This window comes from Nostoc sp. LEGE 12447, from assembly GCF_015206985.1.
Taxonomy (GTDB): domain Bacteria; phylum Cyanobacteriota; class Cyanobacteriia; order Cyanobacteriales; family Nostocaceae; genus Nostoc.
This window is the reverse complement of sequence record NZ_JADEXT010000010.1, coordinates 19,725-45,932: the sequence shown is the minus strand read 5'-3', so window position 1 is coordinate 45,932 and position 26,208 is coordinate 19,725. Positions and strand designations below refer to the sequence as shown.

Annotated in this window: 22 protein-coding genes; 15 read left to right on the top strand and 7 right to left on the bottom strand. The window is 41.3% G+C overall.

Going from position 1 to position 26,208, the window contains the following annotated elements; translation table 11 throughout:
* Nucleotides 1-181 precede the first annotated feature (181 nt).
* The 7 genes from IQ274_RS13485 to IQ274_RS13455 all read left to right on the top strand — a co-directional run bounded on the left by IQ274_RS13485 (nt 182) and on the right by IQ274_RS13455 (nt 8,857).
* A complete protein-coding gene (locus IQ274_RS13485; RefSeq protein ID WP_163927333.1) occupies nt 182-1,024 on the top strand; it encodes an HpsJ family protein in 843 nt (280 codons plus the stop codon).
* A 124-nt stretch (nt 1,025-1,148) separates the two neighbouring features.
* Nucleotides 1,149-2,057, top strand: a complete 909-nt coding sequence (locus IQ274_RS13480; protein ID WP_194142548.1) for a glycosyltransferase family 2 protein — start codon at nt 1,149-1,151, stop codon at nt 2,055-2,057.
* A gap of 530 nt (nt 2,058-2,587) precedes the next feature.
* A complete protein-coding gene (locus IQ274_RS13475) occupies nt 2,588-3,352 on the top strand; it encodes a DUF502 domain-containing protein (protein WP_163927335.1) in 765 nt (254 codons plus the stop codon).
* 122 nt (nt 3,353-3,474) lie between these two features.
* A complete protein-coding gene (gene nusB / locus IQ274_RS13470; RefSeq protein ID WP_163927336.1) occupies nt 3,475-4,116 on the top strand; it encodes a transcription antitermination factor NusB in 642 nt (213 codons plus the stop codon).
* Nucleotides 4,117-4,376: 260 nt separating this feature from the next.
* Nucleotides 4,377-6,020, top strand: coding sequence for a signal recognition particle-docking protein FtsY (ftsY, locus tag IQ274_RS13465; protein ID WP_163927337.1), 1,644 nt, complete (start codon nt 4,377-4,379; stop codon nt 6,018-6,020).
* A gap of 354 nt (nt 6,021-6,374) precedes the next feature.
* Entirely contained in the window at nt 6,375-6,644 is a 270-nt protein-coding gene (locus tag IQ274_RS13460) for a hypothetical protein (RefSeq protein WP_194142547.1), read from the top strand.
* A gap of 821 nt (nt 6,645-7,465) precedes the next feature.
* Nucleotides 7,466-8,857: a PP2C family protein-serine/threonine phosphatase gene (locus tag IQ274_RS13455; RefSeq protein ID WP_194142546.1), complete on the top strand. Its 1,392-nt coding sequence runs from the start codon at nt 7,466-7,468 to the stop codon at nt 8,855-8,857.
* A 577-nt stretch (nt 8,858-9,434) separates the two neighbouring features.
* Here IQ274_RS13455 and IQ274_RS13450 read toward each other — a convergent pair.
* Nucleotides 9,435-10,718, bottom strand: a complete 1,284-nt coding sequence (locus IQ274_RS13450) for an ankyrin repeat domain-containing protein (RefSeq protein WP_194142545.1) — start codon at nt 10,716-10,718, stop codon at nt 9,435-9,437.
* Nucleotides 10,719-10,993: 275 nt separating this feature from the next.
* On the opposite strand from IQ274_RS13450, the gene IQ274_RS13445 reads away from it, so the two are divergent.
* The gene (locus IQ274_RS13445; RefSeq protein WP_114080236.1) at nt 10,994-11,464 is read left to right on the top strand and encodes a DUF4079 domain-containing protein; all 471 of its coding nucleotides are present in this window, start codon (nt 10,994-10,996) and stop codon (nt 11,462-11,464) included.
* 105 nt (nt 11,465-11,569) lie between these two features.
* Here the strand turns inward: IQ274_RS13445 and IQ274_RS13440 are convergent, their stop codons facing one another.
* A complete protein-coding gene (locus tag IQ274_RS13440; RefSeq protein ID WP_194142544.1) occupies nt 11,570-12,241 on the bottom strand; it encodes a DUF1997 domain-containing protein in 672 nt (223 codons plus the stop codon).
* A 179-nt stretch (nt 12,242-12,420) separates the two neighbouring features.
* Between IQ274_RS13440 and IQ274_RS13435 the strand changes: the two genes are divergently transcribed.
* Together IQ274_RS13435 and IQ274_RS13430 are read left to right on the top strand one after the other, a co-directional pair.
* A complete protein-coding gene (locus tag IQ274_RS13435; protein WP_163927342.1) occupies nt 12,421-13,077 on the top strand; it encodes an NAD(P)H-binding protein in 657 nt (218 codons plus the stop codon).
* Between the two features lie 830 nt (nt 13,078-13,907).
* On the top strand, nt 13,908-14,558 hold the full coding sequence (locus tag IQ274_RS13430) for a glycoside hydrolase family protein (protein ID WP_322745230.1): 651 nt from the start codon (nt 13,908-13,910) through the stop codon (nt 14,556-14,558).
* A gap of 14 nt (nt 14,559-14,572) precedes the next feature.
* Here the strand turns inward: IQ274_RS13430 and menH are convergent, their stop codons facing one another.
* The 5 genes from menH to metG form a co-directional block, all read right to left on the bottom strand.
* On the bottom strand, nt 14,573-15,391 hold the full coding sequence (menH, locus tag IQ274_RS13425; RefSeq protein WP_163927343.1) for a 2-succinyl-6-hydroxy-2,4-cyclohexadiene-1-carboxylate synthase: 819 nt from the start codon (nt 15,389-15,391) through the stop codon (nt 14,573-14,575).
* Nucleotides 15,392-15,629: 238 nt separating this feature from the next.
* Nucleotides 15,630-16,031, bottom strand: a complete 402-nt coding sequence (locus IQ274_RS13420) for a metal-sensing transcriptional repressor (protein WP_163927344.1) — start codon at nt 16,029-16,031, stop codon at nt 15,630-15,632.
* Between the two features lie 254 nt (nt 16,032-16,285).
* The gene (lptC, locus tag IQ274_RS13415) at nt 16,286-17,494 is read right to left on the bottom strand and encodes an LPS export ABC transporter periplasmic protein LptC (protein ID WP_194142543.1); all 1,209 of its coding nucleotides are present in this window, start codon (nt 17,492-17,494) and stop codon (nt 16,286-16,288) included.
* Nucleotides 17,494-18,123 carry an NYN domain-containing protein gene (locus IQ274_RS13410; protein WP_041565095.1) on the bottom strand — a complete coding sequence of 210 codons (630 nt, stop codon included), beginning with the start codon at nt 18,121-18,123 and terminating at the stop codon, nt 17,494-17,496. Before IQ274_RS13410 ends, lptC begins: the two co-directional genes overlap by 1 nt.
* 166 nt (nt 18,124-18,289) lie before the next feature.
* Nucleotides 18,290-19,894: a methionine--tRNA ligase gene (metG, locus tag IQ274_RS13405; RefSeq protein WP_194142542.1), complete on the bottom strand. Its 1,605-nt coding sequence runs from the start codon at nt 19,892-19,894 to the stop codon at nt 18,290-18,292.
* 379 nt (nt 19,895-20,273) lie between these two features.
* Between metG and IQ274_RS13400 the strand changes: the two genes are divergently transcribed.
* The 5 genes from IQ274_RS13400 to IQ274_RS13380 all read left to right on the top strand — a co-directional run bounded on the left by IQ274_RS13400 (nt 20,274) and on the right by IQ274_RS13380 (nt 26,004).
* The gene (locus IQ274_RS13400; RefSeq protein WP_163927346.1) at nt 20,274-20,999 is read left to right on the top strand and encodes a lysophospholipid acyltransferase family protein; all 726 of its coding nucleotides are present in this window, start codon (nt 20,274-20,276) and stop codon (nt 20,997-20,999) included.
* An 89-nt stretch (nt 21,000-21,088) separates the two neighbouring features.
* Nucleotides 21,089-21,916, top strand: a complete 828-nt coding sequence (locus IQ274_RS13395; protein WP_163927347.1) for an alpha/beta fold hydrolase — start codon at nt 21,089-21,091, stop codon at nt 21,914-21,916.
* Between the two features lie 94 nt (nt 21,917-22,010).
* Nucleotides 22,011-22,607 carry a Uma2 family endonuclease gene (locus IQ274_RS13390; RefSeq protein ID WP_163927348.1) on the top strand — a complete coding sequence of 199 codons (597 nt, stop codon included), beginning with the start codon at nt 22,011-22,013 and terminating at the stop codon, nt 22,605-22,607.
* A 154-nt stretch (nt 22,608-22,761) separates the two neighbouring features.
* Nucleotides 22,762-23,928, top strand: coding sequence for an EcsC family protein (locus IQ274_RS13385; protein ID WP_194142541.1), 1,167 nt, complete (start codon nt 22,762-22,764; stop codon nt 23,926-23,928).
* A gap of 594 nt (nt 23,929-24,522) precedes the next feature.
* Nucleotides 24,523-26,004, top strand: a complete 1,482-nt coding sequence (locus IQ274_RS13380) for a leucyl aminopeptidase (RefSeq protein ID WP_194142540.1) — start codon at nt 24,523-24,525, stop codon at nt 26,002-26,004.
* The last annotated feature ends 204 nt before the right edge of the window (nt 26,005-26,208 follow it).

Here is a 26,208-nt window from a genome sequence, read left to right as displayed (position 1 = left end):
TTCCTGAAGACACTGTACATAACAAATGTTACTGTGGCCTAGTTGAAAACCAAGAGGCAGATAGCCTTTACCAATATTGAATCTGCTTTGTATTTCTACACAACAGTCACGGTCATAGGCACAATATTCAAGTAACTTGAAATATGAAAATCACTCGTATTCACCGCCAGTTTGAAAAACTATGGTTAACCGTTTTACTTCCGTGAGTACTGCCCTCACCGTTAAGGTAGTTGGAATAATCTGCATTTTGTCGTTTTTTGTGGACTTTTTGATTCTATTGTTACCCTTTCAACCGACTGATCGGGTATGGCAAATCAACTTGGCAACAGCGCTAGTTGATCGGGGGATTGTTCCTCTAGTGGGGCTGGGGCTGCTGTTTGCTGCCTATTGGATTGAAAACGCTGATGCAGGAAGCGATCGCCCCCAGGGGATCGATTTAAGATTTCCCGCCGTAATTCTCTCAAGTATTTTAGGGTTGATGTTCTTGCTGATTTTTCCCCTGCACCTCAATAACGTCAATCAAGCTAAGACTCAAACACTCAATCGAATCACTCAAGAAGCAGATCAGGCAGAAGCTCAACTCAACAATCGCTTATCGCAATTGCAAGCACAACTGAATACTGAGCAAGGAAAAGCCCAATTAGATCAACTACGAACCCAAACCAAAGCTCAGTTTAGTGAAATCCTCAAAGACGATCAAAAATACAAGCAAGCGCTTGAAAGCTCTCAAATTCCCCCAAATATCAAAGAGTTACTGAAGAAGGCTAAAACAGATCCTCAAGCACTTGACAAAGCTATTGAACAACAAACAGATATTCAGACACTACGAACTCAACAACTGAGCCAAGTTCGCCAACGCAGAGAAGAAGCAGAACAACAAGCTAAAGATACTGCTTGGAAGTCTGGACTGCGGATTGGGATTAGCAGTTTGTTGTTATCTATTGGTTACATTATCATCGGCTGGACAGGCTTAAAAGGTATGGGTGCTGTACAAGGTGGTAAACCTAAAGCTACCGCCCGTTAATCCACTATTGGCATGGCAGTAAGACTTATACAAAAATTATTCGGTTAATACTGCCATGCGCCTAATAGCTAATAAAAATAAAAAAGCAATTATCACTGAGTAAAATCACTATAAAACTTGAGTAATGTTCTCAATTTACATACTTACATATAACGAAGAACTAGATATTGCTGCTTGTATCGAATCAGCGATGCTATCGGATGACATTATTGTTGTGGATTCATGCAGTAGCGATCGCACTATGGAAATTGCCAGCAGTTATCCCATCCGCGTTGTCCAACACGCTTTTGAAAGCCACGGCCGTCAACGCACCTGGATGTTAGAGTCTATTCCCCCAAAGCACGAATGGGTTTATATTCTCGAAGCTGATGAGCGGATGACACCAGAACTGTTCGCGGAATGCGAAAAGGTCAGTCATAATCCCGATTACATCGGTTACTACGTGGCTGAACGTGTCATGTTCATGAATCGTTGGATTCGTTACAGCACACAGTATCCCCGTTACCAAATGCGTCTTTTCCGCCACGGAAAGGTGTGGTTTACAGACTATGGTCATACTGAGCGGGAAGTTTGTGACGGTACAACCAGCTTTTTAAAAGAAACATACCCCCACTACACTTGTAGCAAAGGTTTGAGCCGTTGGATTGATAAGCATAACCGTTATTCTACAGATGAAGCTCAAGAAACGCTGTATCAGTTAGAACAGGGAAAGGTCAACTGGCAAGATTTATTCTTTGGCAAATCGGAAGTCGAAAAACGCCGCGCCCTAAAAGATTTGTCTTTGCGTTTACCTGCAAGACCTTTGCTACGCTTTGTATATATGTATTTTATGTTAGGCGGATGTTTAGATGGACACGCTGGACTTGCTTGGTGTACATTGCAGGCATTCTACGAATACTTAATTTTGCTCAAAGTTTGGGAAATGAAGTATCTACCAAAACCTAATTTAGACGTAACAGCAATTCTGGCACAAGAGAGTCCACAACAGGTACAGTGTGCAGATTCGGAAACTACACAGGCTGATGTGGTGTAAACGGGACTGGAGATTAGAAGGATTCCCGATAAAATCAACAAGCAGCGATTGAGTGAGTAGGCGATCGCAAAATCAGAATTTTCATGAATAGGGTAGCATAGCTAGCTGTGCTGCCCTATCGCGCTTTAAATTTAAACAAAACCACCATATTAAATTAATATTTATAACAGACCATTTTCATAAAAACCGCTCCCGATCAAAAGTGACTAACCCTATAAAATAACTCCTCTGTTTACCTGGTGATACTTTCACAATCATGGGCAGCTTTTGATTGAGCGCGATAGATTAGTAATACCTTATGACTTGCAACAATCATTTACAAGTCTTACAAGGAAACGTGACATTTTCTGAGAATAACCAGCCGCCATCCGATTGGTTGATATCTATGTCTATGCTTGTAGGAGAATAGCTGATTTACAGCAAAAAGTACGTATTCTTGCTGTAGTAGCCAAAGTGCTAGCGTTTTGGATAGTTACTTGCGGCAGAAGTTGCTTTAAGTAAAGCCTTTGCTATTTGATGAATTTGCTGGTATGGATACCAATAACAAAAGTTCCTCTAGCTTAAAACAGGAGAATCAGGGCTTGGTAATCGATCGCCTAAAACAGGACTTAAAAAACGACCTGATTGCTGGTTTGTTGGTAGTGATTCCCCTAGCAACCACTATCTGGCTGACAATTACCATTGCTAATTGGGTAATCAACTTCCTCACCCAAATTCCCAAACAACTGAATCCTTTTGATGGGTTGAACCCAATTTTAGTAAATTTACTGAATTTATTAGTAGGATTAGCTGTACCACTACTATGTATCTTATTGATGGGTCTAATGGCTCGCAATATTGCTGGGCGGTGGTTGTTAGATTTTGGTGAGCGATTATTACAGGCAATTCCTTTAGCTGGGCAGGTATACAAAACTCTCAAACAGCTTTTAGAAACAATACTAAAAGATTCTAATGGCAAATTTCGCCGGGTAATTTTGGTAGAGTATCCCCGCCGAGGAATTTGGGCGATCGCCTTTGTCACTGGTGCAATCAGCAGTGATATCCAAGCCCAGATGTCCCGCCCCGTGCTAAGTGTTTTTATCCCCACCACCCCAAATCCAACTACCGGATGGTACGCAGTCGTTCCTGAAGACGAGGTGGTGAACCTCTCCATGTCCATTGAAGACGCTTTTAAAATAGTTGTATCAGGTGGCATTGTCGCCCCTAATACGCCCTTGATTTTCCCCAAAGAGTCTAATCTGGAAGTGAAACACGACGAAACCAAGCGGCAAGTTATTCCCGTTGAAGAAATTTAAAATCAATCTGGCAAAGTCACAAGCAAATGCGTAATCTTGTTGTTTGACTGTGCCAAAATTGATAAACTTGTAAGTTTGCCCAGCCTAGTTACTCAGTTCTCGCACAATCACCCCTGACTTTTATGCAACCTCGTAAACCCCAGCAAATTGCTCGTGAATTGGCGCTTTTAAGCCTTAGCCAATTGCCAGTCAACCCAAAAAAATTAGATACACTACCAGACGATCAGCTAGTATCGAAATTGGTACTGGGAGCAGTACGCACCCTGACCTCAGAAGTGCAAGATACCCTCAATAATGCCGCAGGTGAACTGCAACGCAGTAACGATCGCCTTTTGAGTAGCCAAACTCGCGCTTCCGACCTCAATTCTGCCAGAACAATGCTTCAAGAAGCGATCGCCTGCACCCAGACAGCAATCAATCAATTGGGTACGGCAGTTGATTTCCCCGAATTGATTCAACTAGCTAATCAGGATAAGGGAGTCCGTAATTACGCTAAAGAGCTTGTGATTACTGTCAACGAAAATCGACACATTATAGATGAACTCCTTTCTACTGCCTTAGTGGATTGGCAAGTAACTCGTCTTGCCCAACTTGACCGCGATATCCTGCAAATCGCAGTGGCAGAAATGAAATTCTTAGGAGTTCCCGATAGTATCGCCATCAACGAAGCTGTGGAGCTAGCCAAACGCTACAGTGGAGACGACGGTCATCGATTTATTAATGGTGTTTTGCGCCGAGTCACTGAGCAGAAGAAAACAGCATAGTAACACTGCCTAATTCATATACTGCTATGGAGAAAAGTCTGTAGCCGATTCTGCGGCTTCCTCCAAGCGAAACTTTTACCTTGGCGCTAGCTCTCCTTTGGAAGAAAGGGAGACACTGCGCGAACCGAAGGAAACTGATTCTCCTCAAACTAGCTATCAAAGGTGAGGATAACCGGGAAGTTTTCACCCCAAGAAAAAGTGCAAAGTTAAATTAAACTCATAACTTATAACTTATAACTCATATAACTAATACTGCTGCAATGGTTTTTAATTGGTTCCGCCGTCAATATAACGATTCCTCTGAGACTCCCTCTGATAAAAAACAGGAAGAAACTACTCCTGCACAAGAACTCCAACCAGAGCCAGCCGAAACCTCAACTGCTGAAGCTGCACCAGACACAACGGCAGACTTGTTGGCGTTTGCTAAAGCTGCTTACAAAAATATTCAGCAAAAACAACAAACTGAGGTAGTAGAAACCCCACCTGATTCAGAAAATGCCTTAGCAGAACCTGAAACTGTAGAAATGGCAATTGCGGAAATCACTGAATCAGAACTAACTGAGGAACCTGTTAGTACAACCCTAGAAACAGCACAGCCAGAAATTATCCCAACTGCTACTGAGGAAGAAAATACAGAAGATTCTTCGGTAATTGCAATCGCTGAAGAGCCAGATGTCGAAAGCCCAGAAATAACCACAAACGAAATTGAGCAAGCCCCCACGCCAGAGGCAACGCAGCCAACAGCACCAGCTAATTTATCCTTCTTAGAACGGGCGGCGGCAGAACGGCAAGCAAAACTAGATCAACTAATAGCCACCGCCATTGAAGTTCCAGAACCGGAGGTAGTACAGCCAGTAGCGGCAACCTCAGAGATCGGAGAGGAAATTCCCGGACTGGTATTTGATGATGGGTTTGTCTGGTCAGCGAAAGTTTTAGCAGCTCAAGGTAGAAATCCAGAAGACGTTTCTATTGAAGAAATTACCTGGCTCAAAAAGCTCCGGCAAGGGTTAGACAAAACTCGCCGGAGTATTCTCAACCAACTGAAGGCGATCGTTGGTCAAGGGCCGCTAAACCAAGCTGCTGTGACGGAAATTGAGGCATTGCTCCTGCAAGCCGATGTGGGTGTAGAGGCGACAGACTTTATTATCAATGCGCTACAGACAAAACTTAGAGAAGAAGTTACTGCACCGGAAGAAGCGATTGCTTATCTGAAAAAAATTCTCCGGGATATGTTGGATGCACCAAGCATTGCATCCCACAAAACTAGCTTTACCCCAGAAAAAGAAACCTTGAACATTTGGTTAATCACTGGGGTGAATGGTGCCGGGAAAACCACCACCATTGGCAAAATTGCCCATTTAGGGCAAAAGTCTGGCTATAAATGCTTGATTGGGGCAGCAGACACCTTCCGCGCCGCCGCCGTCGAACAGGTGAAGGTTTGGGGTAGTAGAAGTGGTGTAGAAGTAATTGCCAATCCTGGAAAAAATACAGATCCAGCAGCAGTTGTATTTGATGCGATCGCAGCCGCCCAATCGCGGCAAACAGAATTACTTCTGGTAGACACTGCTGGGCGATTGCAAAACAAGAAAAACTTAATGGACGAACTCGGTAAAATCCGGCGAATTATCGACAAAAAAGCTCCAAATGCCAAAGTTGAATCGCTATTGGTTTTAGATGCCACTTTAGGTCAAAATGGACTACGACAAGCTGAAGTTTTCTCCCAAGCGGCACAATTGAGTGGCGTTGTCTTAACCAAACTAGATGGCACTGCTAAAGGCGGTGTTGCCCTAGCTGTTGTGCAACAGCTAGGTTTACCGATTCGCTTTATTGGTGCTGGTGAAGGAATTGAAGACCTACGACCCTTTTCGAGCTATGAGTTTGTCGAAGCTCTCTTGAGTGGCTAATAGAAAAATTGGGAGTTAAAAATTTTTCTTGACAAACTGAGAAATTTAGGGATAACTGAATCTGGTATTATCACTTGAACTAACTAAAAACAGTTAAAATCCTAAAATCATAAATTTGTCACAATAAATGGGTGAATTTTGCTAAAATCTCAAGCTAATGACCTTTTTCAGCCCTTTAAGGGCTTTTTAAGTGGAGTAGCAAGACATTTAGTTGCTACACACAAAAGCCCGTAAACTTACATTTTGTAGAAACTTAAAAGGTAGACAATATACTCACCCCCACAAATACAACTATTGTAGTGTGGGATGGACAGCAGTCTGAGCGGTGAGTAGTACATTAGAGAGCCAACGCAGGTGAGTCAAAGACTGTGGTCTTTTCCCTCCGCAGTTAACTCATATTGGCTATGGCAACTTGTACTGCTGTCAAAGAAGCAAGCTAAAGCTATACGTAGCATCACCAACAGGCGAAGCGACTGCATTAGCAAGTCGGGAGAACTGCACGCTGCACGTAACTTACTTAAAAGTTGGATTACGAGCATCAACTGTTTGCCCAATGCTTGCCAGAAAGACGGCTTCCGACCATCAGAAATTCGGAAAGTCGTCCACTGTGGACTCAAAAAGTGAATTAGTGTAAGTAAGCTGTTTCAACACTCCCAGGTGTATTTTCAGCTCCTACTTGCGAAAGAATCTACAAATATTTTTGTAGTAAATCGAGAGATTTGAATTCTGATGATAAAACGACAACATTGTTTCTGGCTTTTGACTTAAAGTTTTGGGAGGAGATTTTTTCTAGATTTAGTATCATCCTTGGCGATTATCACGGTAATTATGGTATACAGATTAAGTATTTAAAGACTTATTTACATATTCTTAGCTTTTGGAATGAATGTAAGTATGTTTTTACCAAACTAAGCTCGATTGGAGCGTTTATTAAGGTTTTCGCTCAAAAGACTTCTAATTTCCTAGTTTCCTATACCCAAATAATTACTCTGAAAGCGTTATAAATTATTCTTTGAATAAAGTATTTTTCTGACTTTAGAGATATGCTTTGGTAATTAAGTTATGAAAAAAGGAAAAGCTTTCTGAACTATCACCAAAACTATAGCGCTTCTCGTTTTGATGCAATACACTTTGATCTTTCTTCGAAAAGGCTACAGTGTATACACATCTCTCTACAAGGCTCAGGGTTAGGTTTATATTCCATACAATTGATAACCGCTATAGTAATTTTTACGGGTTGGATTTTGACTAAAAATACATGATTTTCAATGACTAAGATTCCATCAAAAATACAATAAGCAAATAAAATACTGATAAAAGTTGCCTGTTACGTCTTTATACTCTTGCTAAAGTGACAAGTCTTGTCTAATTATGGTTTAGCAATACGAAAGCCAAAAAGCTTATAAGTAATCTAAAATCTGCCAATATAAAGTGCAATAATACCTGTGCCTGTGTCTCAACTGCCCTCTCAACCCACTGACAACAATAGTAGTGCCGCGACGGATGTCACCCCAGTCGTGGCACTCAAAGAACTCGTGGCAAGGTTGCACCGGGAACAGAACAAAATTCAAGATTTGCTCAGTTCTTTAGGATTTGCCCTGAGAAGTTTCAATAATTTGAATCAGTTTTTGGAACTGATTCCACTAATGGCAACAAGAGTGACAGATGCAGACGGCAGCGCCCTGTTTCTCTACAAACCTAATGGTCAAGTCAGGTTAGAACAGTTACATTGGCAAGATAGTGGACAGCGTAAAAATATCCGCAAAGCGCTAGAAATAGCCAGCAGTCAAATCACACTTTTGCCAAATACTGCCCCTCTAGCGAATGCGACGGGGATTTTGGATGACCAGATGCATCGTTATTTGGGGCCAGATGTGCAAATCTTTGGTACGGCGATTCTGGTAAAGCATACAGAAAGGGGATGGCTCTATGTATTGAGCCGCGATCCAGAATACAGTTGGACAGAAACTAGGCAAAAGTTAGTTAGGTTAGTGGCAGACCAAACAGCAGTAGCGATCGAAAACGATGAACTAGCTGTAGAACTAAGAAAAAAAGAACGCTTAGACCAAGAACTAGAAATTGGTGCAGAAATTCAACGGCGACTTCTACCACGTCAATGTCCCACAATACCTGGTGCAGTCCTAGCTGCCCGTTGTAAGCCTGCAAATCGTGTCGGCGGTGACTACTACGACTTTATTGCTACCAATCAGAATAAAATTCGGTCTAAGATTAAAGGCGACACCGAGACTGGTCGCTGGGGTTTGGTTATTGGAGATGTCATGGGCAAAGGTGTCCCTGCTGGGCTGATTATGACGATGATGCGAGGAATGCTAAGGGGAGAAGTGCTACATGGGAATTCCCCAGCAAAAATTCTGCAAAACTTAAATAGAGTTATGTATGCGGATTTGGAAAATTCTCACCGTTTTGTAACACTATTTTATTCAGAATATAATCCTCACAGTCGAATTCTGTCTTATAGCAATGCGGCACACAATCCTCCCTTATGGTGGCACGCAGCCACGAAAACTGTCAGCCGTTTAGATACTCTAGGAATGCTAATCGGTTTGGATGCTAACAGCCAATATGAAGATGCTCAGGTACAGTTAGAGCCTGGGGATACCATTATTTACTATACAGATGGCTTGACCGATGCGGCGGCGGCTGGTGGCGATCGCTTCGATGAGGATAACTTTGTCGCTGGCTTCAATACGGCTTGCAAGTACTGTAATGGTCCAGAGGAGATTGTGGATTATTTATTTGACCAAGTTCAACAATTCATTGGTGATGATAAGCAAAACACTGATGATATGACACTAGTTGTTCTGCAAATTTTATAGTCATTAACCATTTTTCTTGGTCAAGTCATGAATAAATACCTAATTTTATGGCAACTGGTTATGGCAACCGGATATTTACCACGCCAAATTTAATTTTTAATTTATTTTTTCTTTAAATTTCCGTAGAGATCGCTCAAATAATCGCAAATTAACCTTTTTTCAGGAATTGTTTGTATTTAGTCATTAGGATAATACATAAAAAATGATCCTTAGAACACATTTCTGTTTAAGCAAAAACTATATATTTTGCACATCTAGCACAGTAGGAAACGTCAAGGGGGAGAGCAGGTAAAAGGTAAAATGTACAAGGCAAAAAGTAAATTTACTTCTTCATTTTTGCTTTTTTTCTATCCTTGTTACGCAAGCATTTAGCCTGTTCCCTCTTGGCGTTTTAATTTTTCTTTTCTCCGCCGTAGCAAGTTCACAACAGTTACGACGGAGTTTTGCTTTCTTTGTTTCTTAGGTCTAAACTTGGCAGTTTTCAACTTACTTGGTCTTTAAGTTATTAACCTTCATTTAATCATTTGTCAATATATTTCTAAAAAGATTTTAGTTGAAAAATTCAGAATTAAAATAGCTATTCTTGCGCTCCAGCTTTTTGCAGACTCCGCACTACATTTTTATAACCATTAAATTCTGCAATCATCAAAGCAGTATAACCACCACGGTTTTTTAAATTCACATCTGCCCCAGCTTGGAGTAATAACTGCACAATTTCGCCATAACCTGCTGAGGCAGCCCACATCAATGATGTTGCTCTCGCTGAGTCTTGAAAATTCACATCTGCCCCCTTTGCCAGCAGCAAATGTATGATCTCTGTGTGTTTGCGTTCGGTTGCTTTAATTAAAGCAGTTTTGCCATCTTCCCCCAGAGTGTTGGCATCAGCACCATAGTCTAACAACACTTTCACTGTTTGAGTGTGTCCTTGTGATATAGCCAACGTCAAAGGCATTTCCCCAAGATTTTTCTCATTAATATCTCCCCCAGAACACAGTAGGGCCTCGACAATTTTGCTATGTCCCTGCAATGCTGCTACAAGCAGTGGTGTATCACCTAGACAGTTCCTAATTTGGACATCTGCACCCCTGTTAAGTAATACTTGCACGACATCAATGTAGCCTTCCACAACGGCAAGATGTAGGGCAGTTTCACCATCTTGGTCTTGGAGATTAATTTCAGCACCTCGATCTAGTAAAGCTGCTGCGATCGCACTATGTCCCCCTGCTGCTGCTGCCAATAATGCAGTTCCACCATCAGCGTTTTTTACATTCACATCAGCCCCCGCCGCTAGCAGTGCTTCCACAACCTCCAAATGCCCCAAATCTGCGGCTAATGTTAAGAGTGTCTCACCCTCTTGATCTGGAATATTGACATCAACACCAGTTTGGAGAATTGCTTGTAAAATTTCTATGTTTCCCTGCTTAATGGCGAGTTTCAAGGCAGTATCATCATCTTTATCGGCAATACTCACCTCCGCACCAGCAGCCAATAAGACTTGCACTACATCGATATGACCTTTGAGGACTGCGGCCATTAAAGCTGTGCTGCCATCTTCATTAGTGGCATTGACATCAGCACCTTTGGATACTAAAAGTTTCAAAATGTCAAGTTGTTTGGCACTAGCTGCCAACATCAAAGCCGTCAAACCATAGAGTTTTCTGGGCAAGTTGATATTTGCCCCAGCATCCAGAAGCGATCGCACAATTTCGGTGTAGCCTAAATTGGCAGCAAACATTAACGCCGTAGTACCTTGGCGATCGCACGCATCTACCCTCGCACCAGCAACCAGTAGCGCACACAGACCCTTAATATCACCACTTTTAGCAGCTTTTAGCAGCAAAGTATCGTTGTTTTCAGTCATGAATGAGATCCCACACAGGGGGTTTTGTTCGTCTACCCTCAAAACTCAGTCTGAGATTGTTTATGCACTTTGGCAAGAGGGTTATGCAATTAAAAATTGAAAATTAAAAATTAAAAATTAAGAAACGCAGTCTTGGCAAGCATTCTAAGGCAAGGGAGGCTTAACTCTTGTCTTCTCTCCTCATCCCTTAGACTCTTTTAATTTGTGCAACTTGAAGCACAGAGAATAGAGTTATGCTAATTTTTATGAAGATTTAATAATTAGGCGAGAACACTATGAGCTTGGAACTTTCTGCGTCGGTGAAATATTGGCTGAATTTCTTCCATCCGGTGCTGATGTGGGCGCTATTAGTACTCTCAATTTATGCTGCCTACTTGGGGCTGCAATTACAGCGTACCAGAAATGCTCAGGGGGAAGAAAAGAAAGAACTGATTAAAGGTAGATATAACGTCAGACACTACCAAATCGGGTCTATACTCTTAGGTTTGATGGTAGCAGGTGCAATTGGAGGGATGGGTGTCACTTACATCAATAATGGCAAGTTATTTGTCGGTCCTCACCTGCTGGCAGGACTGGGTATGACAGGTCTGATTGCATTTTCTGCTGCTTTGTCCCCTTATATGCAGAAAGGGGCAAACTGGGCACGCGCAACCCATATTTTGCTAAATTTCACGCTTTTGGGACTTTTTGCTTGGCAGGCTGTTACTGGCGTGCAAATTGTCCAAAGAATTCTTACTAAAGCATAGTCATTTGTCCTCTTTTACAAAGCTCTGAGCGGAGGTCTCTTCCGCTCAGACTTTGCGCTTTGTCCTTTGTCATTAGTGTATGAGAAATGACAAAGGACTGTTGACTCAGCGCTTTTGTTTGGAATTCCCAGAAAAGGGTATTTCCAAAGATTTCTGAAAATCTTGCTGAACTTTACGAGTTAAGCGGCGGGAAACTTGGCGGACGATTTGGTTAAGTAAGCGATCGCCTGTAGATTGAATTATAGACTTGGGTAATCGCTGAATAAATCGGGGAAAGTGCAAATCAACAATTAAATCCAATTCCCATTCAACTCTCGTAACCTCGCCGCTACTGCAAGCATCGTTTTCTATTAGCTGTAGAGATGCCCGATAGTCTACGTCATAACCAGGCGATTGGTAATCAGGAATGGGGATTGTACGGATGCGGTAAATACCTTCTTCTGGGGGCAACAATTCCAAACCAATTTTCGGTTCTACTTCATAACCGAAAGCACCAAAACGACCAATTACTAAAGCATAGCCATTTTCCCCAAGTAATTGCACTTTCATGGGTTCAGCACAACGAGAAAACCATAAGGCGTGAGTATTAAGATACTCAGCAACCTTCTCTGCTGGGGCAGGCATTTCCATAAAATCTTGATAACGACCGTAAAATTTTGTAATCGTCGCTACATTTATGTCTGTTAATGTGTCCTTCGCTTCTTCTTGCTTGGACGCTACAGGTAAAACTGCTTCTGTTATTTCCCAGGATTTATATTCGCCTTGTTTTGAAAGCATAAATGCATTACTGTATATTTTGGCGTTCTGTCTATATTAATAATTCCCTACGTGCTTGGGTCATTTCACACTAATATCTCATTTTGACCAAAACCTCATTAATCTGCCATCAACTCCATAGAATTACTAAAATAAAGAACTAAACAAGCACACAATAGTTTCCCAGGATAGCATTTCTCATGAAAGCATTTGTAGCAGGGGCAACCGGTGAAACAGGTCGCCGGATTGTGCAAGAGTTGATAGCGCGGAATATTCCCGTTCGTGCTTTGGTGCGGGATATAGAGAAAGCTAGGGGTATTCTGTCTCCTGAAGCCGAGTTGGTTGTAGGTGATGTATTACAACCAGAAAGTTTAAATGCTGCGTTGGGAGATAGCACAGTTTTGTTCGTTGCGACTGGTGCAAAACCTAGTTTTGACCCCACAGGCCCTTATAAAGTAGATTTTGAAGGGACTAAAAATTTAGTAGAAGCTGCCAAAGCAAAGGGGATTGAGCATCTTGTCTTAGTTTCTTCTTTGTGTACTTCGCAGTTATTTCATCCACTAAACTTGTTTTGGCTGATTTTGGTGTGGAAAAAGCAAGCTGAAGAGTATATCCAGAAAAGTGGTCTTACTTATACGATTGTGCGGCCTGGTGGATTGAAGAATGAAGATAACTCAGATGCGATCGTGATGCAGAGCGCTGATACATTGTTTGACGGTAGCATCCCCAGGCAGAAAGTCGCCCAAGTTGCTGTTGAGGCCCTATTTGAAGCAGATGCACGCAATAAAATTGTCGAAATTGTTGCTAAACCTGAAGCAGCCTCAAAAAGCTTTAAGGAGTTATTTCAACAGTGCTGATAGTTTTAGAGGATTCTATTCCCCAAAATGATCGGCTCAAATCTGATCGCACTTTGTCAAGTAGCTTGCTTCATTTAAATTGACCGCCCTTGATTTTACTTTCTAAAGCGATCGCTTCATCCCACACCTAAAATGTAGGGTTAAAGTGCACTCATTGGTCATACGGCGCTTTAACCCTGCACTCATTTACCATAGACAAGCAATTCCACAATATACGACAATATAGTTCAGGTAAGACCAAAATACTTGTAGAGACGGCGATTTATCGCGTCTCAAAAACCCAAAATTTTTGCCAGTCGCCCTTAACCCAAGCGTATTGCAATATAGGAAATCGATTCTTGTAGATTACAAAATGAAGTAGGCGAACTACTAAATAATTGATCTGGAAATAGGAATTCTACCAGTGCATAATAATTGTTAAAACCAAGGTCGGCTATTCCATTTCGCCATTAATAAAGTTTATAGATTTCATCAGATAATTTGAAGAGTAAATTTTTGACAATCTTATCAATTTTCTGATGAGTCAACCCCGAATTATAGCAATCAAAAAATTCAAGATTGGTAGATTACAACCAACCAAAAATATAATCGAGTTCATTACATCTTCTGCTCCATAGTCGTAGGGTATGAGTTGATATAGTTCTGATTTACAGCACTCAGAAATAACGGATACCATATAACTAACAATCAGGTATGAACTTTGTCAAAATGAGTTCGTCAATGATTTGTGTTAGCAAAGAGAGCAAATTTGAAGGAGTTAGACTCTGAAAGGCTTTGAATTCAAAGGTGTTGAAAAACTTATTGGGCCAATAGCTGCGCTTCTTGGCTTTGTGTATTTGTTGCAATGGTATATTGGAGACTTGCGATCGCCTTCCGATCCCATCTTTGCAGATAAACAGCCGCCCTTGGTGATGAAACAGGGCGACCCCTATATCCGCGCTTTAATGCGAACTATTTCGGCGAGTGAAGCTAGTGGAAACCGCCCCTATTCGCTGTTGTATGGTGGACAACAAGTTAATGACCTTAGCAGACATCCTGAGATATGCGTCACAATTATCACAGGCCCAAATACAGGTAATTGTTCTACTGCTGCTGGTAGATACCAAATTATCAACATTACTTGGTATCGTTTAGCCCCTCGCTATCACCCAAAGCCGATGCAAATGATGTTTTGGACTGCTTATAGTTTTGAAGCAGAATATCAAGATATAGTAGTTTACCGTTGGTTAACTGATTCTAAAGTTTGGGGAACTGATCTTTCTCAATTGCTGCGTCAGGGAAAGTTAAATGATGTTTTGCGGCGACTCTCTCCGACTTGGACGAGTCTAGGATATGGTATAGAAACTAATTCTGTTAGTAGTTCTTTGCCTAAAGTTTATCAGAAAATGTTGCAAGAGGAATTAACCACAGCTAATCAACCAACTGTCCAGAATTTGACACCATCGCCAACTCCTTCTAGAAAGCCACTAAAGAAGCCGTGAGGTTATCTGAATTTCTAACTTGCTGTAGATAGGAAAGATTTGATATTTTCCACAAATGCCAAGGTATTTTCAAAGTGAATATTATGCCCAGCATTTTTAATTATTTTTAGCTGTGTAAATTCACAGATTTTAGCCATTTCTGTATTAATAGATATAAACTTTTCATCATATTTACCAGCTAGTAAGAGTATAGGAATTTTATTCTCTTGTAGCTTCTCCCATAAAGAAGGTTGACATCCAGTCCCCATGAAGCGCAATGATTTATCCAATTCCTGTGGATTGTTTTGCAACCGACTTTCTATCATGCGATTGTATTCTGGATGATTTTTTATATAACCAAAAATTGGTTGATTGTACCAATTGGACAAAAAAGTCGCAAAATCACTTTGAATAATGCTTCTGCTTAATTTTCTAGCTATTTGAGTATCATGCCTAACTCGCTCTAATCGTTCTGCCTCTGTTGCTAAACCTGGGGAGGCTGATTCTAATACGACTTTAATAAAACGTTCTGAGAAATTTAGAGTTAGGTATAAACCTAATCTCCCACCCATCGAATAACCAATTAAGTGGCATTTATCTATTTTTAATTCATCTAATAAATTAATTATTGCTTGAGCGATGGATTCCATTCCATAGTATTCATCACCTCCGACAACTTCGGTTTTCCCATGTCCTGGTAATTCAAGAATAAGATAAGAAAAATCTTCTACTAGAAATTTTATAGCTTCATCAAATTCATTAATGTTTCCCATGAAGCCATGTAACAAAATAATTATAGGTTTGTTAGTATTTATATTTATAAAATAGTTAAATTTATATTTATTTAAAATCATTCTTGGAAGATATCTATAAAATCCAAATACAAAAACTTCCCTACCGTACTCTACTATAATTTCAAGGGTATAAGTTATACCCTTATGACTGCTTTGGAACTACCCAGACTATCAACGATGACTGTGAAACACTTATGCTAATTTTGGCATAAAAACCCTTTGTCTGAGTCAATACACCAAATATTACATCTCTACCAAATGTCTTGTAGTGCTAGTCAATTTCTAATTTTTCTAATTTTTAAGGTAAAAATCGATCTAAAGCAGCTTTTAACTGTTTAATTTCAACATCAATATTACCCTCTTGTGCAGCTCTCGCAATACATTCAGTTAAATGTTCATCCAAAACAATTCGCGCTACCTTATCCAATGCGCCCCGCACTGCGGCAATTTGCAGTAGAACATCAGGACAAGGGCTATTTTGCTGCACCATTGTTTTAATACCACGAACATGGCCTTCTATACGCGATAATCGATTGGCAATTCGCCGTAAAGACTCTTCGCTATGGACATGAGGATGAGCAGGCTCTCCAGTCCCATGAGTATGATCTGTATGCTCGTGGTCTGTATCATGATGCTGGGAATGTTCTGCTTGCTGGGATATTGGCAAAGATTTCTTGCCTAATCGATTTGATCCATTCATGGGTTATCACAGGACTGGTAATACTAAAATCCTAGCCTAGAGGGTAATGGTTAATCGCTAATTAGTTTACGCCCATACGTGTCAATAACAAATTCAATTCGTGGAGTTAATGGGTACATCAAAATAGGTCAAGCTTTTCCGTAGGGTAGCCTACCTGTGTCGGCTAATAGAAAACAAGGGTATTTTGCCCCTTGTTTTAACCAGTAGAGACGAATAAAGCCTCGTGTGATTGCGGTTTATAACGGACTATTTAACTACTGACGATTGGGCCTTTGTTGGGGAATAATTTCTGTTACTACCCTACCGCTAGAACTGCCACCTTTGACTACAATATTTTCTGTTTGCAGATTACCAACGGCTGTTTCACCTGTAAAATTTAACGGCGGGTCAACTTGCCGATAAACCACATTTCCCTGAGCTTCAACTAACTTATTGTCTAAATACCAAGTTAATGTATTAGATTTCAAAGACTGGCGACGCTGACCAATGGCGTTGACGTTACCTGTTAAATAAACCGTTTTTTGTGGGATTTTCATTTCACCTTGATTAGCGGTTACAGTAAGATTTTCAAGCCGTTGGAACATTCTTACAGGGGAATTTGTAGTAACAGTTTCTGCGTTCATGTTCCATGTCATAGAGTTACTAGCTATTTGCACTGGTGGGTCTAGTAAATCTAATTGAGCATTCTGTTGAATAGTGGCAATTTTTGTTTTTAAGTTGACTTCGGCAGAATTTCCCTTACCGCGATCGCTAATCTTATTATCTTTGTAGCGATCAATTTGTATGGGGCGATCGCCAATTAGTTTTTCTTCTTTAATATTCCAGATTAAATGCTCGGTTCTTACTTGTAATTGGGGATCAGCAGAATTTGCTACTACTCGTCCAGAAAATTCCATGCGCTGTTCGCGGGTTTTAACTCGCGCTTCTTGTGCTACAGCTTGTAGTTTTTTGTGAGTGCCGTTAATCTGGTTGCGGACAATCAACAAATCTTCTTTGGGCCGCCATTCTAACTCATTGCCTTGCAATACGATTCCATTACTAGGGTCTGTGGCAAATATCTTACCTTTAAGAAACAACTGCTTCCCATCTTGTTCAATATCTGCAACATCTGCCTTGATTTGGTAAACTACTTTACCATCTTGATATAGTTCACCATAAGGACTTTCAGCTTGACCAATTTGTTTTTCTTTGGTGTATTTTGCTTGTTTAGCCCTGACTTTCCAAATTGGTCTTCCCACTTCATCTGCCTGTTCTAGGGTGACATCAAAGAAGGTTAAATCGCTATCTTGCTTAGATGAAGCCGCAGAATTTTCTTGAGACGCTGGAGGGGATTTACCCCCACAACTTACTAAACCAAATATCAAGAAAAAAATCAAAGGTAAAAAAAGGAAGGAGGGAGTGGGGGAGTAATTTTGAATTTTTCTCTCCCCCTGTCTCCCTCTTTTATGAAATTGATACGCCATTATTCTTGGATTTCTAGGTGTCCATCACTAGTTCTTGGGTCTTCCAAAAAGCCGATACCAGATAACGGCCGGTATGGATAGCTTTGGCGAGGGGTTTTTTGAATGTCTTCTTTGATGGCTTCTAAATCGATGTAGCGATCGCTTACATTAATTAAGCTGTCACTGGTCATCGAACGCAAACTTACCACTTCTACCCGCACGCCGCGATAGCTAACTGAATTGACCGCATAAGCCAAATCCCCATCACCGCTGACTAAAACTGCGGTATCATAAGAATCGACTAGTGCCATCATGTCTACTGCTATTTCTACATCCAGGTTAGCTTTTTTAGAGCCATCTGGTAGCTGGACTAAATCTTTAGCAATGACTCGATAGCCATTGCGACGCATCCACAGCAGGAACCCCTGTTGCTTCTCGTTCGTCCGGTCTACACCAGTGTAGAAAAAAGACCGCAGAAGTCTAGAACCTCCAGTCAATCGACACAATAGCTTCGTGTAATCGATCTCAATCCCTAGTTGTAGTGCAGCGTAAAATAGATTTGAGCCGTCAATAAATATGGCGACCCTACCCCGATTCTCCAAAACTTGTTCTGGCGTAAATATTGAATCGGTTTCAAAATTATTCAACATCATTGTGATACCTCGATTTTTATCCCTGTTATTTTTGATACAAATTACGAACTTTTAGATGCTAGTCACAGCGGCTTATGATAATGTTCCGGGGTTAATATAAATTAAGCCCCGATAAATTTTTTGAGAGAATAAGAAATTGAACAAAATCAGAATTTGATAAGGACTAATCGTTTTTCGGGGGTTCTATTCGCTTAAAAACTGGTTGGAATGTACCCAACTGTTGTTTACTAGATAGTATCCCCCATGTCGCATGGGTGGCAAAAGGAGCGGTAACTGAACTTTGTATTTGATCGTTAAAGTCTATTCCAAAGCCCAGTTGCTGATAAATATCGCTACTGATGTTTGGAATAATTGGGGAAAGCAGATAAGCTGCCAGTCTAACTGATTCTAGAACTGTGTAGAGAACTTTTTCTACGGACTCTTGCTGTCCCTGTTTATATAATGACCAAGGAGCTTGTTCATCAATAAACTTATTACTGGCTTGTGCCAGTGAAAGGATAGCGCCGCAGGCTTGACTGAAAGCTAGTTCCTTATATGCTTCTTTCACCTGTTCCCCTAGACGTAAACCTATTGTTTTCAAAGGATTTTCGTCAGGAATTCCTTCATTGCCGATTGACGGAACATTATTGTCAACGCAGTATTTCTTCACCATGCTCAAGGTGCGATTGAGCAAATTACCTAAATCATTTGCCAAATCTGCATTCAGAACATTAATGAACCTTACTTCATTAAAATCTCCATCTTTGCCAAATTCGATTTCCTTAAGGAAGTAATAACGAACGGCATCACTACCATAGCGTTGAACTAACGAAACAGGATCAAGGGTATTACCCAGACTTTTACCCATCTTTTGACCATCTTTAGTCAAAAAGCCATGCCCAAATACTCTTTCTGGTAAGGGTAAGCCAGCTGACAACAACATTGCCGGCCAATAAACTGCATGGAAGCGCAAAATATCTTTACCTATTAAGTGCAGGTTGATTGGCCACCATGTTTCTAAAGCATTTGCTAAAGTTGGTTCTGCATCTGGTTCGAGTAATGCCGTGACATAACCTAGCAGCGCGTCAAACCAAACATAAAGGGTGTGTTTGGGATCAACTGGTACAGGAAAACCCCAATCTAGATTTACCCGTGAAATAGAAAAGTCTTGCAGCCCTTGATTGACAAAGCTAAGGACTTCATTGCGCCGACTTTCTGGTTGAATAAAATCGGGTTTAGATTGATAAAATTCTGTCAGCTTATTTTGATATTTAGATAAGCGGAAAAAATAGTTTTGCTCGTCTCGCCACTCAACTTCCTTGTTAGTATGAATCGGACAACGATGTCCTTCTAGCAGATCCCGTTCTTCTTTAAATTCTTCGCAAGATACGCAATACCAGCCTTTTTGTTGTCCTTGGTAGATATCACCAGATTCCCAGACTCGCTCAAAGAATTCTTTGACGATCGCTTCATGACGAGGTGCAGTTGTCCGACTAAAGCGATCATATTTAATGTCTAGTAACTGCCACAAACTAACGAAACTAGGGACAACTTCATCGCAAAACTCTTGTGGCGCTTTGCCTAAACTTTCTGCCGATCGCTGAATTTTTTGTCCGTGTTCATCTGTACCTGTAATTAGTAATACCTGATGCCCTAGTAATCTATGAAATCGTGCTACTACATCTGCTGCGATCGTCGTATAAGCACTGCCTATATGGGGGACATCGTTTACATAATATAGTGGTGTTGTCAGTGCAAATGTTTTTTCTGTTTTATTCACTAGATTCATACAAAATAAAAATTAACTTATTAAAACCTTTTACTTCTTACTTTTGTGGGAAAAACCACGCAATTATACAATAATATTTCCATTTTTTCCAATAACACCTTAATAGTAGCAAATTTATCAGGTCAAAAATTGTTTTGTAATATGTATCTATTCAAATCATTTTTGCCTATCTGAGGAAAAGTAACTAATCATAATTTTTTTGAATACTTTCTATTAGAAATTATTGTGATCGAGAATACATAATGCAGAATGCAGAAAACTTAGCTGGTTTTGTAGATCAGATATTTCTATCTTAAGACGGTCATGGCAGTAGTAAAGAAATGTAAAAATTAAGTTAAGATAAACCGCCATATTTACCGGAAAAATATATTGATTAGGTATGAGTCGAAATAGCCCCCTAGAGATTTCTCGCGCTTTGGTGGCGGCACTCTCAACACAAATGTTTCGCTATTATGAGGATCGCATTCCCCAGGATGCTAGCGTTTTGGTAGTCAGCAATCACCGCAGCTTCATGGATGCACTGATATTAATGACAGCGTTATCAAATCCGATTCGCTTTGCTTGCCATCACTATATGGGACAAGTGCCAGTAATGCGGGAGATTGTCACCGATCAATTGGGGTGTTTTCCTTTAGAGGAAACTCAAAACCGCCAACAAAGCTTTTTTTCGCAGTCGCAGTTGCTATTGCAGTCTAAGCAGATGGTGGGAGTATTTCCAGAAGGGACTGCACCAATGGTGAAATTTACTCAGCCAAACCAGGTGGGTGAGTTCCAACGGGGATTTGCCCATTTAGCATTGCGAGCTGATGTGCAGGATTTAGCAATTTTGCCGATCGCGATCGCTTCCTTAGAAGAGGTAAACACGAATGGTTTTCCTTTAAGGCTTTTGAGTGTATTTGACCCTTCAGAACCTTTATTTAATCAAGCGGGTTGGCATCCTTTGGTAATTTATCGTCGGGTTGCGGTGTTGATCGGTCGCCCTTATTGGATAACACCCCAACATCAAAAAAAATATCACGGGAAACAAGCCAGAACTGTTGTGGCTGAACTGACAGAACACTGTCATGGTGAAATTAGCCATTTACTGCGTCAAGGTTGCTATTAGAGCTATTCGATTTTGGATTTTGGATTGTCGGAACAATTAACAGTTCAAAAGTTTTATACCATTGACTAATGACCATTGACCAATGACCAATGACTATCTCTGAAGTTGAGTTAAAGCCTTGTTTCCTGACTCCTAAACGAGTACAGCCAGAGTATCCGCTATTGGTATATTTACCGGGAATGGATGGAACAGGTCAATTATTGCGATCGCAGACTGCTGGATTAGAAACTGGCTTTGATGTCCGTTCTTTGGCACTCCCCCGAAAAGACCTTAACACTTGGGATGTGTTAACAAAAAGTGTATTGGACTTGATCGACGCTGAATTACAAAAAAGCTCTCACAGGTCAGTTTACTTGTGTGGTGAGTCCTTTGGTGGTTGCTTGGCAATGAAAGTAGCGATCCAAGCACCGCATTTATTTAAGCGAACTATCTTAATTAACCCAGCTTCGTCCTTTCGTCTTCGCCCTTGGTTGAGTTGGGCATCTCAACTTACTTACTTGGTGCCATCAGAATTGTATGATGTTGGCGCACTGGGATTGTTGCCGTTTCTGGCATCTTTACCCCGCATTTCTCGGAGCGATCGCCATGAACTGCTGAAAACCATGCGTTCTGTACCAGCAGAAACCGTTCTGTGGCGATTGTCTTTATTGCGAGAGTTTGAAGTTGATGAGGAAAAATTAAGTCGCTTAACTCAACCAGTGTTGTTGATTGCTGGTGGTAGCGATCGCCTTTTGCCTTCTGTAACAGAAGTGAAGCGGATAGGGAATATCTTACCAAATAACAAGATTGTGGTACTGCCCGATTGCGGACACGCTTGCTTGCTAGAGCAAGATATTAATCTCTATGAAATTCTTAAAGATAACGACTTTTTAGAAAATAATGCTGATATGAGTACAAGGCTAGAGGTGAGAGGATAGGGTGAGCGTCCTGCTCCCAAAGAGAAGTTAAAATAAACAAACTGCTTTTCTACGCCGGAATTATTTCTCATCTGGAAACAGACTGGAGACTCAAATGACCCCAGCAGCCATCGCTATACCCCGTCAGGAATCACCCCTGTTGTTTGAGGGACTGACCTGGAGAGAATTCAAAGCAGTTGAGCAGTTGCTAGACCGTCCAGGATATAGGCTCTCTTTCCTGAATGGAGTTTTGGAGATCCGAAGAATGCCTGGAGAACCACACGAAACCGTTAAGAAAAGAATTGCGGCATTAGTGGAACTGTACTTGCTTGCGGCTGGGTTTGACTTTATTCCCACTGGCTCAATGACCTTGGAAAGTGAAGTGGGTGCTGTCAAGCGTGAGGCGGATGAATCTTATAAACTGGCTCCAGGTCGAGTGCGTCCCGATCTGGTGATTGAAGTGGTGTTTACGAGTGGCGGTATCGATAAGCTGGAGGCATATAAGCGGCTCTTGATTCCAGAAGTGTGGTTCTGGGAAGATGGTGTGTTAGAAGTTTATCACCTGCGGAAAGAGGACAAGGCACTTCACTATGAGAGGGTTTCCAGTAGTGAGGAGGTCAAAGGAATCGATCTGGATTTGTTGTTACGTTGCATTCTTATGGTGAATCATGTGGATGCCATCAAGACTTTTCAGCAGGCGCTTCAAAAATAGCTGGCGATCTGCTTTAATTTCTAATTGTGTGATGCCTGCGGCAACCTAGAAAATAGTTAATCTTCAACTGATATTTACGTTTATAGAGAGATGTAGAGCCGCTCATAATTCGCTACAACAAGTTTAGAGAGGCTTTACAAGATGGTGTCAAGTAATGGCAGACAAATCCCAACAAGAAATAGTAGTGAATAAATCAGTTAATTCACCCAGAGAAACTTCAGAAATAGAAATCCAGGCTCAATCATCAGTAGAAAATGAACCGTCTGTATTAGAGTCTTTTGTTCAAAGTGTTGCTCAGACTGGCAAAGCAGTTTTAGACACAGCATTAGAGGTGGGAGAAGCGACAGCAAAACAAACACACAAGTTAATTGAGCAAACAACTCAAACTAGTGGTCAGGTTGTGAATCGCCTCAGCGAAAATTGGTTGATTAGAAAACTATCTGGAGTATTAAATCTCAATTGGCTAATTGGTACTACTGATGCTGTTGATTTGGAAAAAGCAGAAGCTGCGGTAAACAAGCTCAAACAAAAGTATCCAAATGAATCACCTAGTGAGATTGCTCACAGAATCATGGTGGAAAAAGCGACTCAAGCAGGCACTGTTGGACTAGCCACTAGTATTTTGCCAGGAATAGCAATTGCATTGTTGGCAATTGATTTAACAGCGACAACAAAATTGCAGTCAGAAATGCTTTATCAAATTGCATTTGACTACGGGCTAGATTTAAAAGATCCTGCCCGTAAAGGAGAAGTCTTGGCAATTTTTGGTCTGGCTTTGGGTGGAGGTCGTCTTTTGAAAGCTGCGGGATTAGGCTTACTGCGAAATGTGCCTTTAGCGGGTGCTGCGATCGCAGCTAGTTCAAATGCAACAATGATCTATTCATTGGGTTATGCTGCTTGTCGATTTTATGAAGCCAAGCTAGATGAATCAACTTTCCTAGCATCGCCACAGACTCTAGCAACATTAAAAGCAGAAAGTGAAAAGTATCTCGAAAGTGCGATCGCTCAAGAAGCCGTCATGGATCAAATCTTAGTTCACATGATTTTGGCTAGCCATCCAGATAAGACTTTAGAAGAAATTTTGCCAGAATTACAAGCTGTAAAACTCAGTCCTACCTCGTTGGATGCCATTGCCCAAAATATCAAATCGCCTAAGTCTTTAGATATACTGCTCAATCAACTGAATCGTGATTTTGCTATACCCTTACTCGTTCAGTGTAAAAAAATTGCCCAGCTTGACAATAAGACTACACCACTTGAGCAAGAAATAATCGCAGCGATCGCCAGAAAATTTAACATTGATCCAACAATTGAGGCATAGGGAATGGGGAATGGGGTAAGAAGCAGGACGTAAAAGAATCTGACTTTTCACGGTATCTGGAAAATCCCTCTCCTAAAAGGAGAGAGACTTTGAATTTTCACCCTTCCTGCGTCGGGAAGGGGGTTAGGGGGTTAGGTTTTTGGTGGACTTTTCCACATAACGCGAAAAGTCAGGTAAAAGAATGAAGATCATAGCTTCATTAGCGAGTATAAAAGCCTCGTTAACGGAGTTCTGAGGTGGATGCACGAGGATAAAAGACTCGTTAACGGAGTTCTGATGTGGATTCACGAGGATAAAAGACTCGTTAACGGAGTTCTGATGTGGATTCACGAGTATCAAAGACTCGTTAACGGAGTTCTGATGTGGATTCACGAGGATAAAAGCCTCGTTAACGGAGTTCTGATATGGATTCACGAGGATAAAAGACTCGTTAATGAGTACTACTTGCACTAATTCACTAAATTATAGCTACCGCTCCCTACTCCACAATGTCCAATGCCCCATGCCCAATACCCTATACCCATTCCCCTCATCCTGAAACAAGAATTTTGAGCAATACTGGTACAAGAAGGAATACTTACACAAAATCCCAAAATGACAATTCAACCTAGTGATAAGCCTTTGCTAGAGTGGGCAGGCGATAGTTTGGCAATAGGATTATTTGAAGATGCAGTAGAGTTAACCGGAGAACTGGCAACTTTAGATCAAAAGTTTTCTGGGGTCTTAAAAGAACTAATTGCTGAAGAAGAATTTAAAGGTAAAGCCAACAGTACAATTTTCACTCGTGTGAATCCTGGTAGCCCAGTACGTAAATTGATTCTGGTAGGATTGGGTAAACCAGATGCACTAAAACTCGACACTTTGAGACGCGCTGCTGCTGCGGTAGCCAGAGTAGCAAAAAAGCAGAAAAGCAAAATTTTGGGATTTAGTTTTCCATTATGGAATAACGATCCTGCCGCAAGCGCCCAAGCGATCGCAGAAGGTGTTGAATTAGCACTTTATCAAGATATTCGTTTTAAATCAGAACCAGAAGATAAAGGATCGCAAATAGAAACCGTAGATTTACTAGGTTTCGGTGGACAAGAAGCAGCTATTACCCTCGCCAATCAAATCGTTTCAGGGGTAAATTTGGCACGGCAGTTAGTGGCAGCACCAGCCAATGCGGTAACACCAATTACTTTAGCCGAAACTGCCCAAGCGATCGCTAAAGACTACGGTTTACAAGTAGAAATTCTCGAAAAAGAAGACTGTGAAAAGTTGGGTATGGGTGCTTTTTTGGGAGTATCGCAAGGTTCAGAGTTGCCACCTAAATTCATTCACCTGACTTACAAACCAGAAGGTACACCGAAAAAGAAACTAGCAATTATTGGCAAAGGTGTAACCTTTGATTCCGGCGGACTGAATATTAAAGGTGCTGGTAGCGGTATCGAAACCATGAAAATGGATATGGGCGGTGCAGCTGCCACCTTGGGGGCGGCAAAAGCAATTTCTCAAATTAAGCCAGATGTTGAAGTTCACTTTATCTCGGCGGTAGCTGAAAACATGATTAGCGGTCGCGCCATGCACCCTGGAGACATTCTCACCGCGTCAAACGGCAAAACAATCGAAGTGAACAACACCGACGCAGAAGGACGTTTAACCCTTGCAGATGCTTTGGTGTATGCTGACAAATTGGGATTGGATGCGATCGTTGATTTAGCAACCTTGACAGGTGCTAACGTCATTGCCTTGGGTGATGATATTGCTGGTTTGTACACTCCTGATGATGACGTAGCTTCCCAAATCGAGAAAGCTGCCCAAACTTCAGGGGAAAAGATTTGGCGGATGCCAATGGAAGAAAAATATTTTGAAGGGCTAAAATCTGGGATTGCGGACATGAAAAATACAGGCCCGCGTCCAGGTGGTGCGATTACGGCTGCCCTTTTCCTCAAGCAATTTGTCAAAGAAACCCCTTGGGCACATTTAGATATTGCCGGCCCAGTATGGACAGATAAAGAAAACGGCTACAACGGCGCAGGTGCTACTGGCTACGGGGTTCGGATCCTAGTTAACTGGGTGTTGGGGATTGGGGAGTAGGAAGTAGGTGGAAGGGGAAGCAGGGGGAGCAGGGGAGGCAGGGGAAGAAGAACTATTTATTGATTCTTGAGCCATACCCAATTCCCCATTCCCCATCCCCCATTCCCCAAAACCCAATTCGTGCTATCTTGAGCTTGCCAGCAAAAATTGTTGCAATAGTAACAGAAGTAATTTGGCAGTCAGAAAGTTAAGCTTTTTCGGCAA

Bases quoted from the DNA above. Each gene is read 5' to 3' on its own strand.
- IQ274_RS13440 (WP_194142544.1), bottom strand. From the start codon at position 12,241: ATGCTTTCAAAACAAGGCGAATATAAATCCTGGGAAATAACAGAAGCA.
- IQ274_RS13435 (WP_163927342.1), top strand. From the start codon at position 12,421: ATGAAAGCATTTGTAGCAGGGGCAACCGGTGAAACAGGTCGCCGGATT.
- IQ274_RS13385 (WP_194142541.1), top strand. From the start codon at position 22,762: ATGGCAGACAAATCCCAACAAGAAATAGTAGTGAATAAATCAGTTAAT.
- IQ274_RS13485 (WP_163927333.1), top strand. From the start codon at position 182: ATGGTTAACCGTTTTACTTCCGTGAGTACTGCCCTCACCGTTAAGGTA.
- lptC (WP_194142543.1), bottom strand. From the start codon at position 17,494: ATGGCGTATCAATTTCATAAAAGAGGGAGACAGGGGGAGAGAAAAATT.
- IQ274_RS13380 (WP_194142540.1), top strand. From the start codon at position 24,523: ATGACAATTCAACCTAGTGATAAGCCTTTGCTAGAGTGGGCAGGCGAT.
- IQ274_RS13390 (WP_163927348.1), top strand. From the start codon at position 22,011: ATGACCCCAGCAGCCATCGCTATACCCCGTCAGGAATCACCCCTGTTG.
- IQ274_RS13450 (WP_194142545.1), bottom strand. From the start codon at position 10,718: ATGACTGAAAACAACGATACTTTGCTGCTAAAAGCTGCTAAAAGTGGT.
- ftsY (WP_163927337.1), top strand. From the start codon at position 4,377: ATGGTTTTTAATTGGTTCCGCCGTCAATATAACGATTCCTCTGAGACT.
- IQ274_RS13475 (WP_163927335.1), top strand. From the start codon at position 2,588: ATGGATACCAATAACAAAAGTTCCTCTAGCTTAAAACAGGAGAATCAG.
- menH (WP_163927343.1), bottom strand. From the start codon at position 15,391: ATGATTTTAAATAAATATAAATTTAACTATTTTATAAATATAAATACT.
- nusB (WP_163927336.1), top strand. From the start codon at position 3,475: ATGCAACCTCGTAAACCCCAGCAAATTGCTCGTGAATTGGCGCTTTTA.
- IQ274_RS13410 (WP_041565095.1), bottom strand. From the start codon at position 18,123: ATGTTGAATAATTTTGAAACCGATTCAATATTTACGCCAGAACAAGTT.
- IQ274_RS13480 (WP_194142548.1), top strand. From the start codon at position 1,149: ATGTTCTCAATTTACATACTTACATATAACGAAGAACTAGATATTGCT.
- IQ274_RS13445 (WP_114080236.1), top strand. From the start codon at position 10,994: ATGAGCTTGGAACTTTCTGCGTCGGTGAAATATTGGCTGAATTTCTTC.
- IQ274_RS13400 (WP_163927346.1), top strand. From the start codon at position 20,274: ATGAGTCGAAATAGCCCCCTAGAGATTTCTCGCGCTTTGGTGGCGGCA.
- IQ274_RS13395 (WP_163927347.1), top strand. From the start codon at position 21,089: ATGACTATCTCTGAAGTTGAGTTAAAGCCTTGTTTCCTGACTCCTAAA.
- metG (WP_194142542.1), bottom strand. From the start codon at position 19,894: ATGAATCTAGTGAATAAAACAGAAAAAACATTTGCACTGACAACACCA.
- IQ274_RS13420 (WP_163927344.1), bottom strand. From the start codon at position 16,031: ATGAATGGATCAAATCGATTAGGCAAGAAATCTTTGCCAATATCCCAG.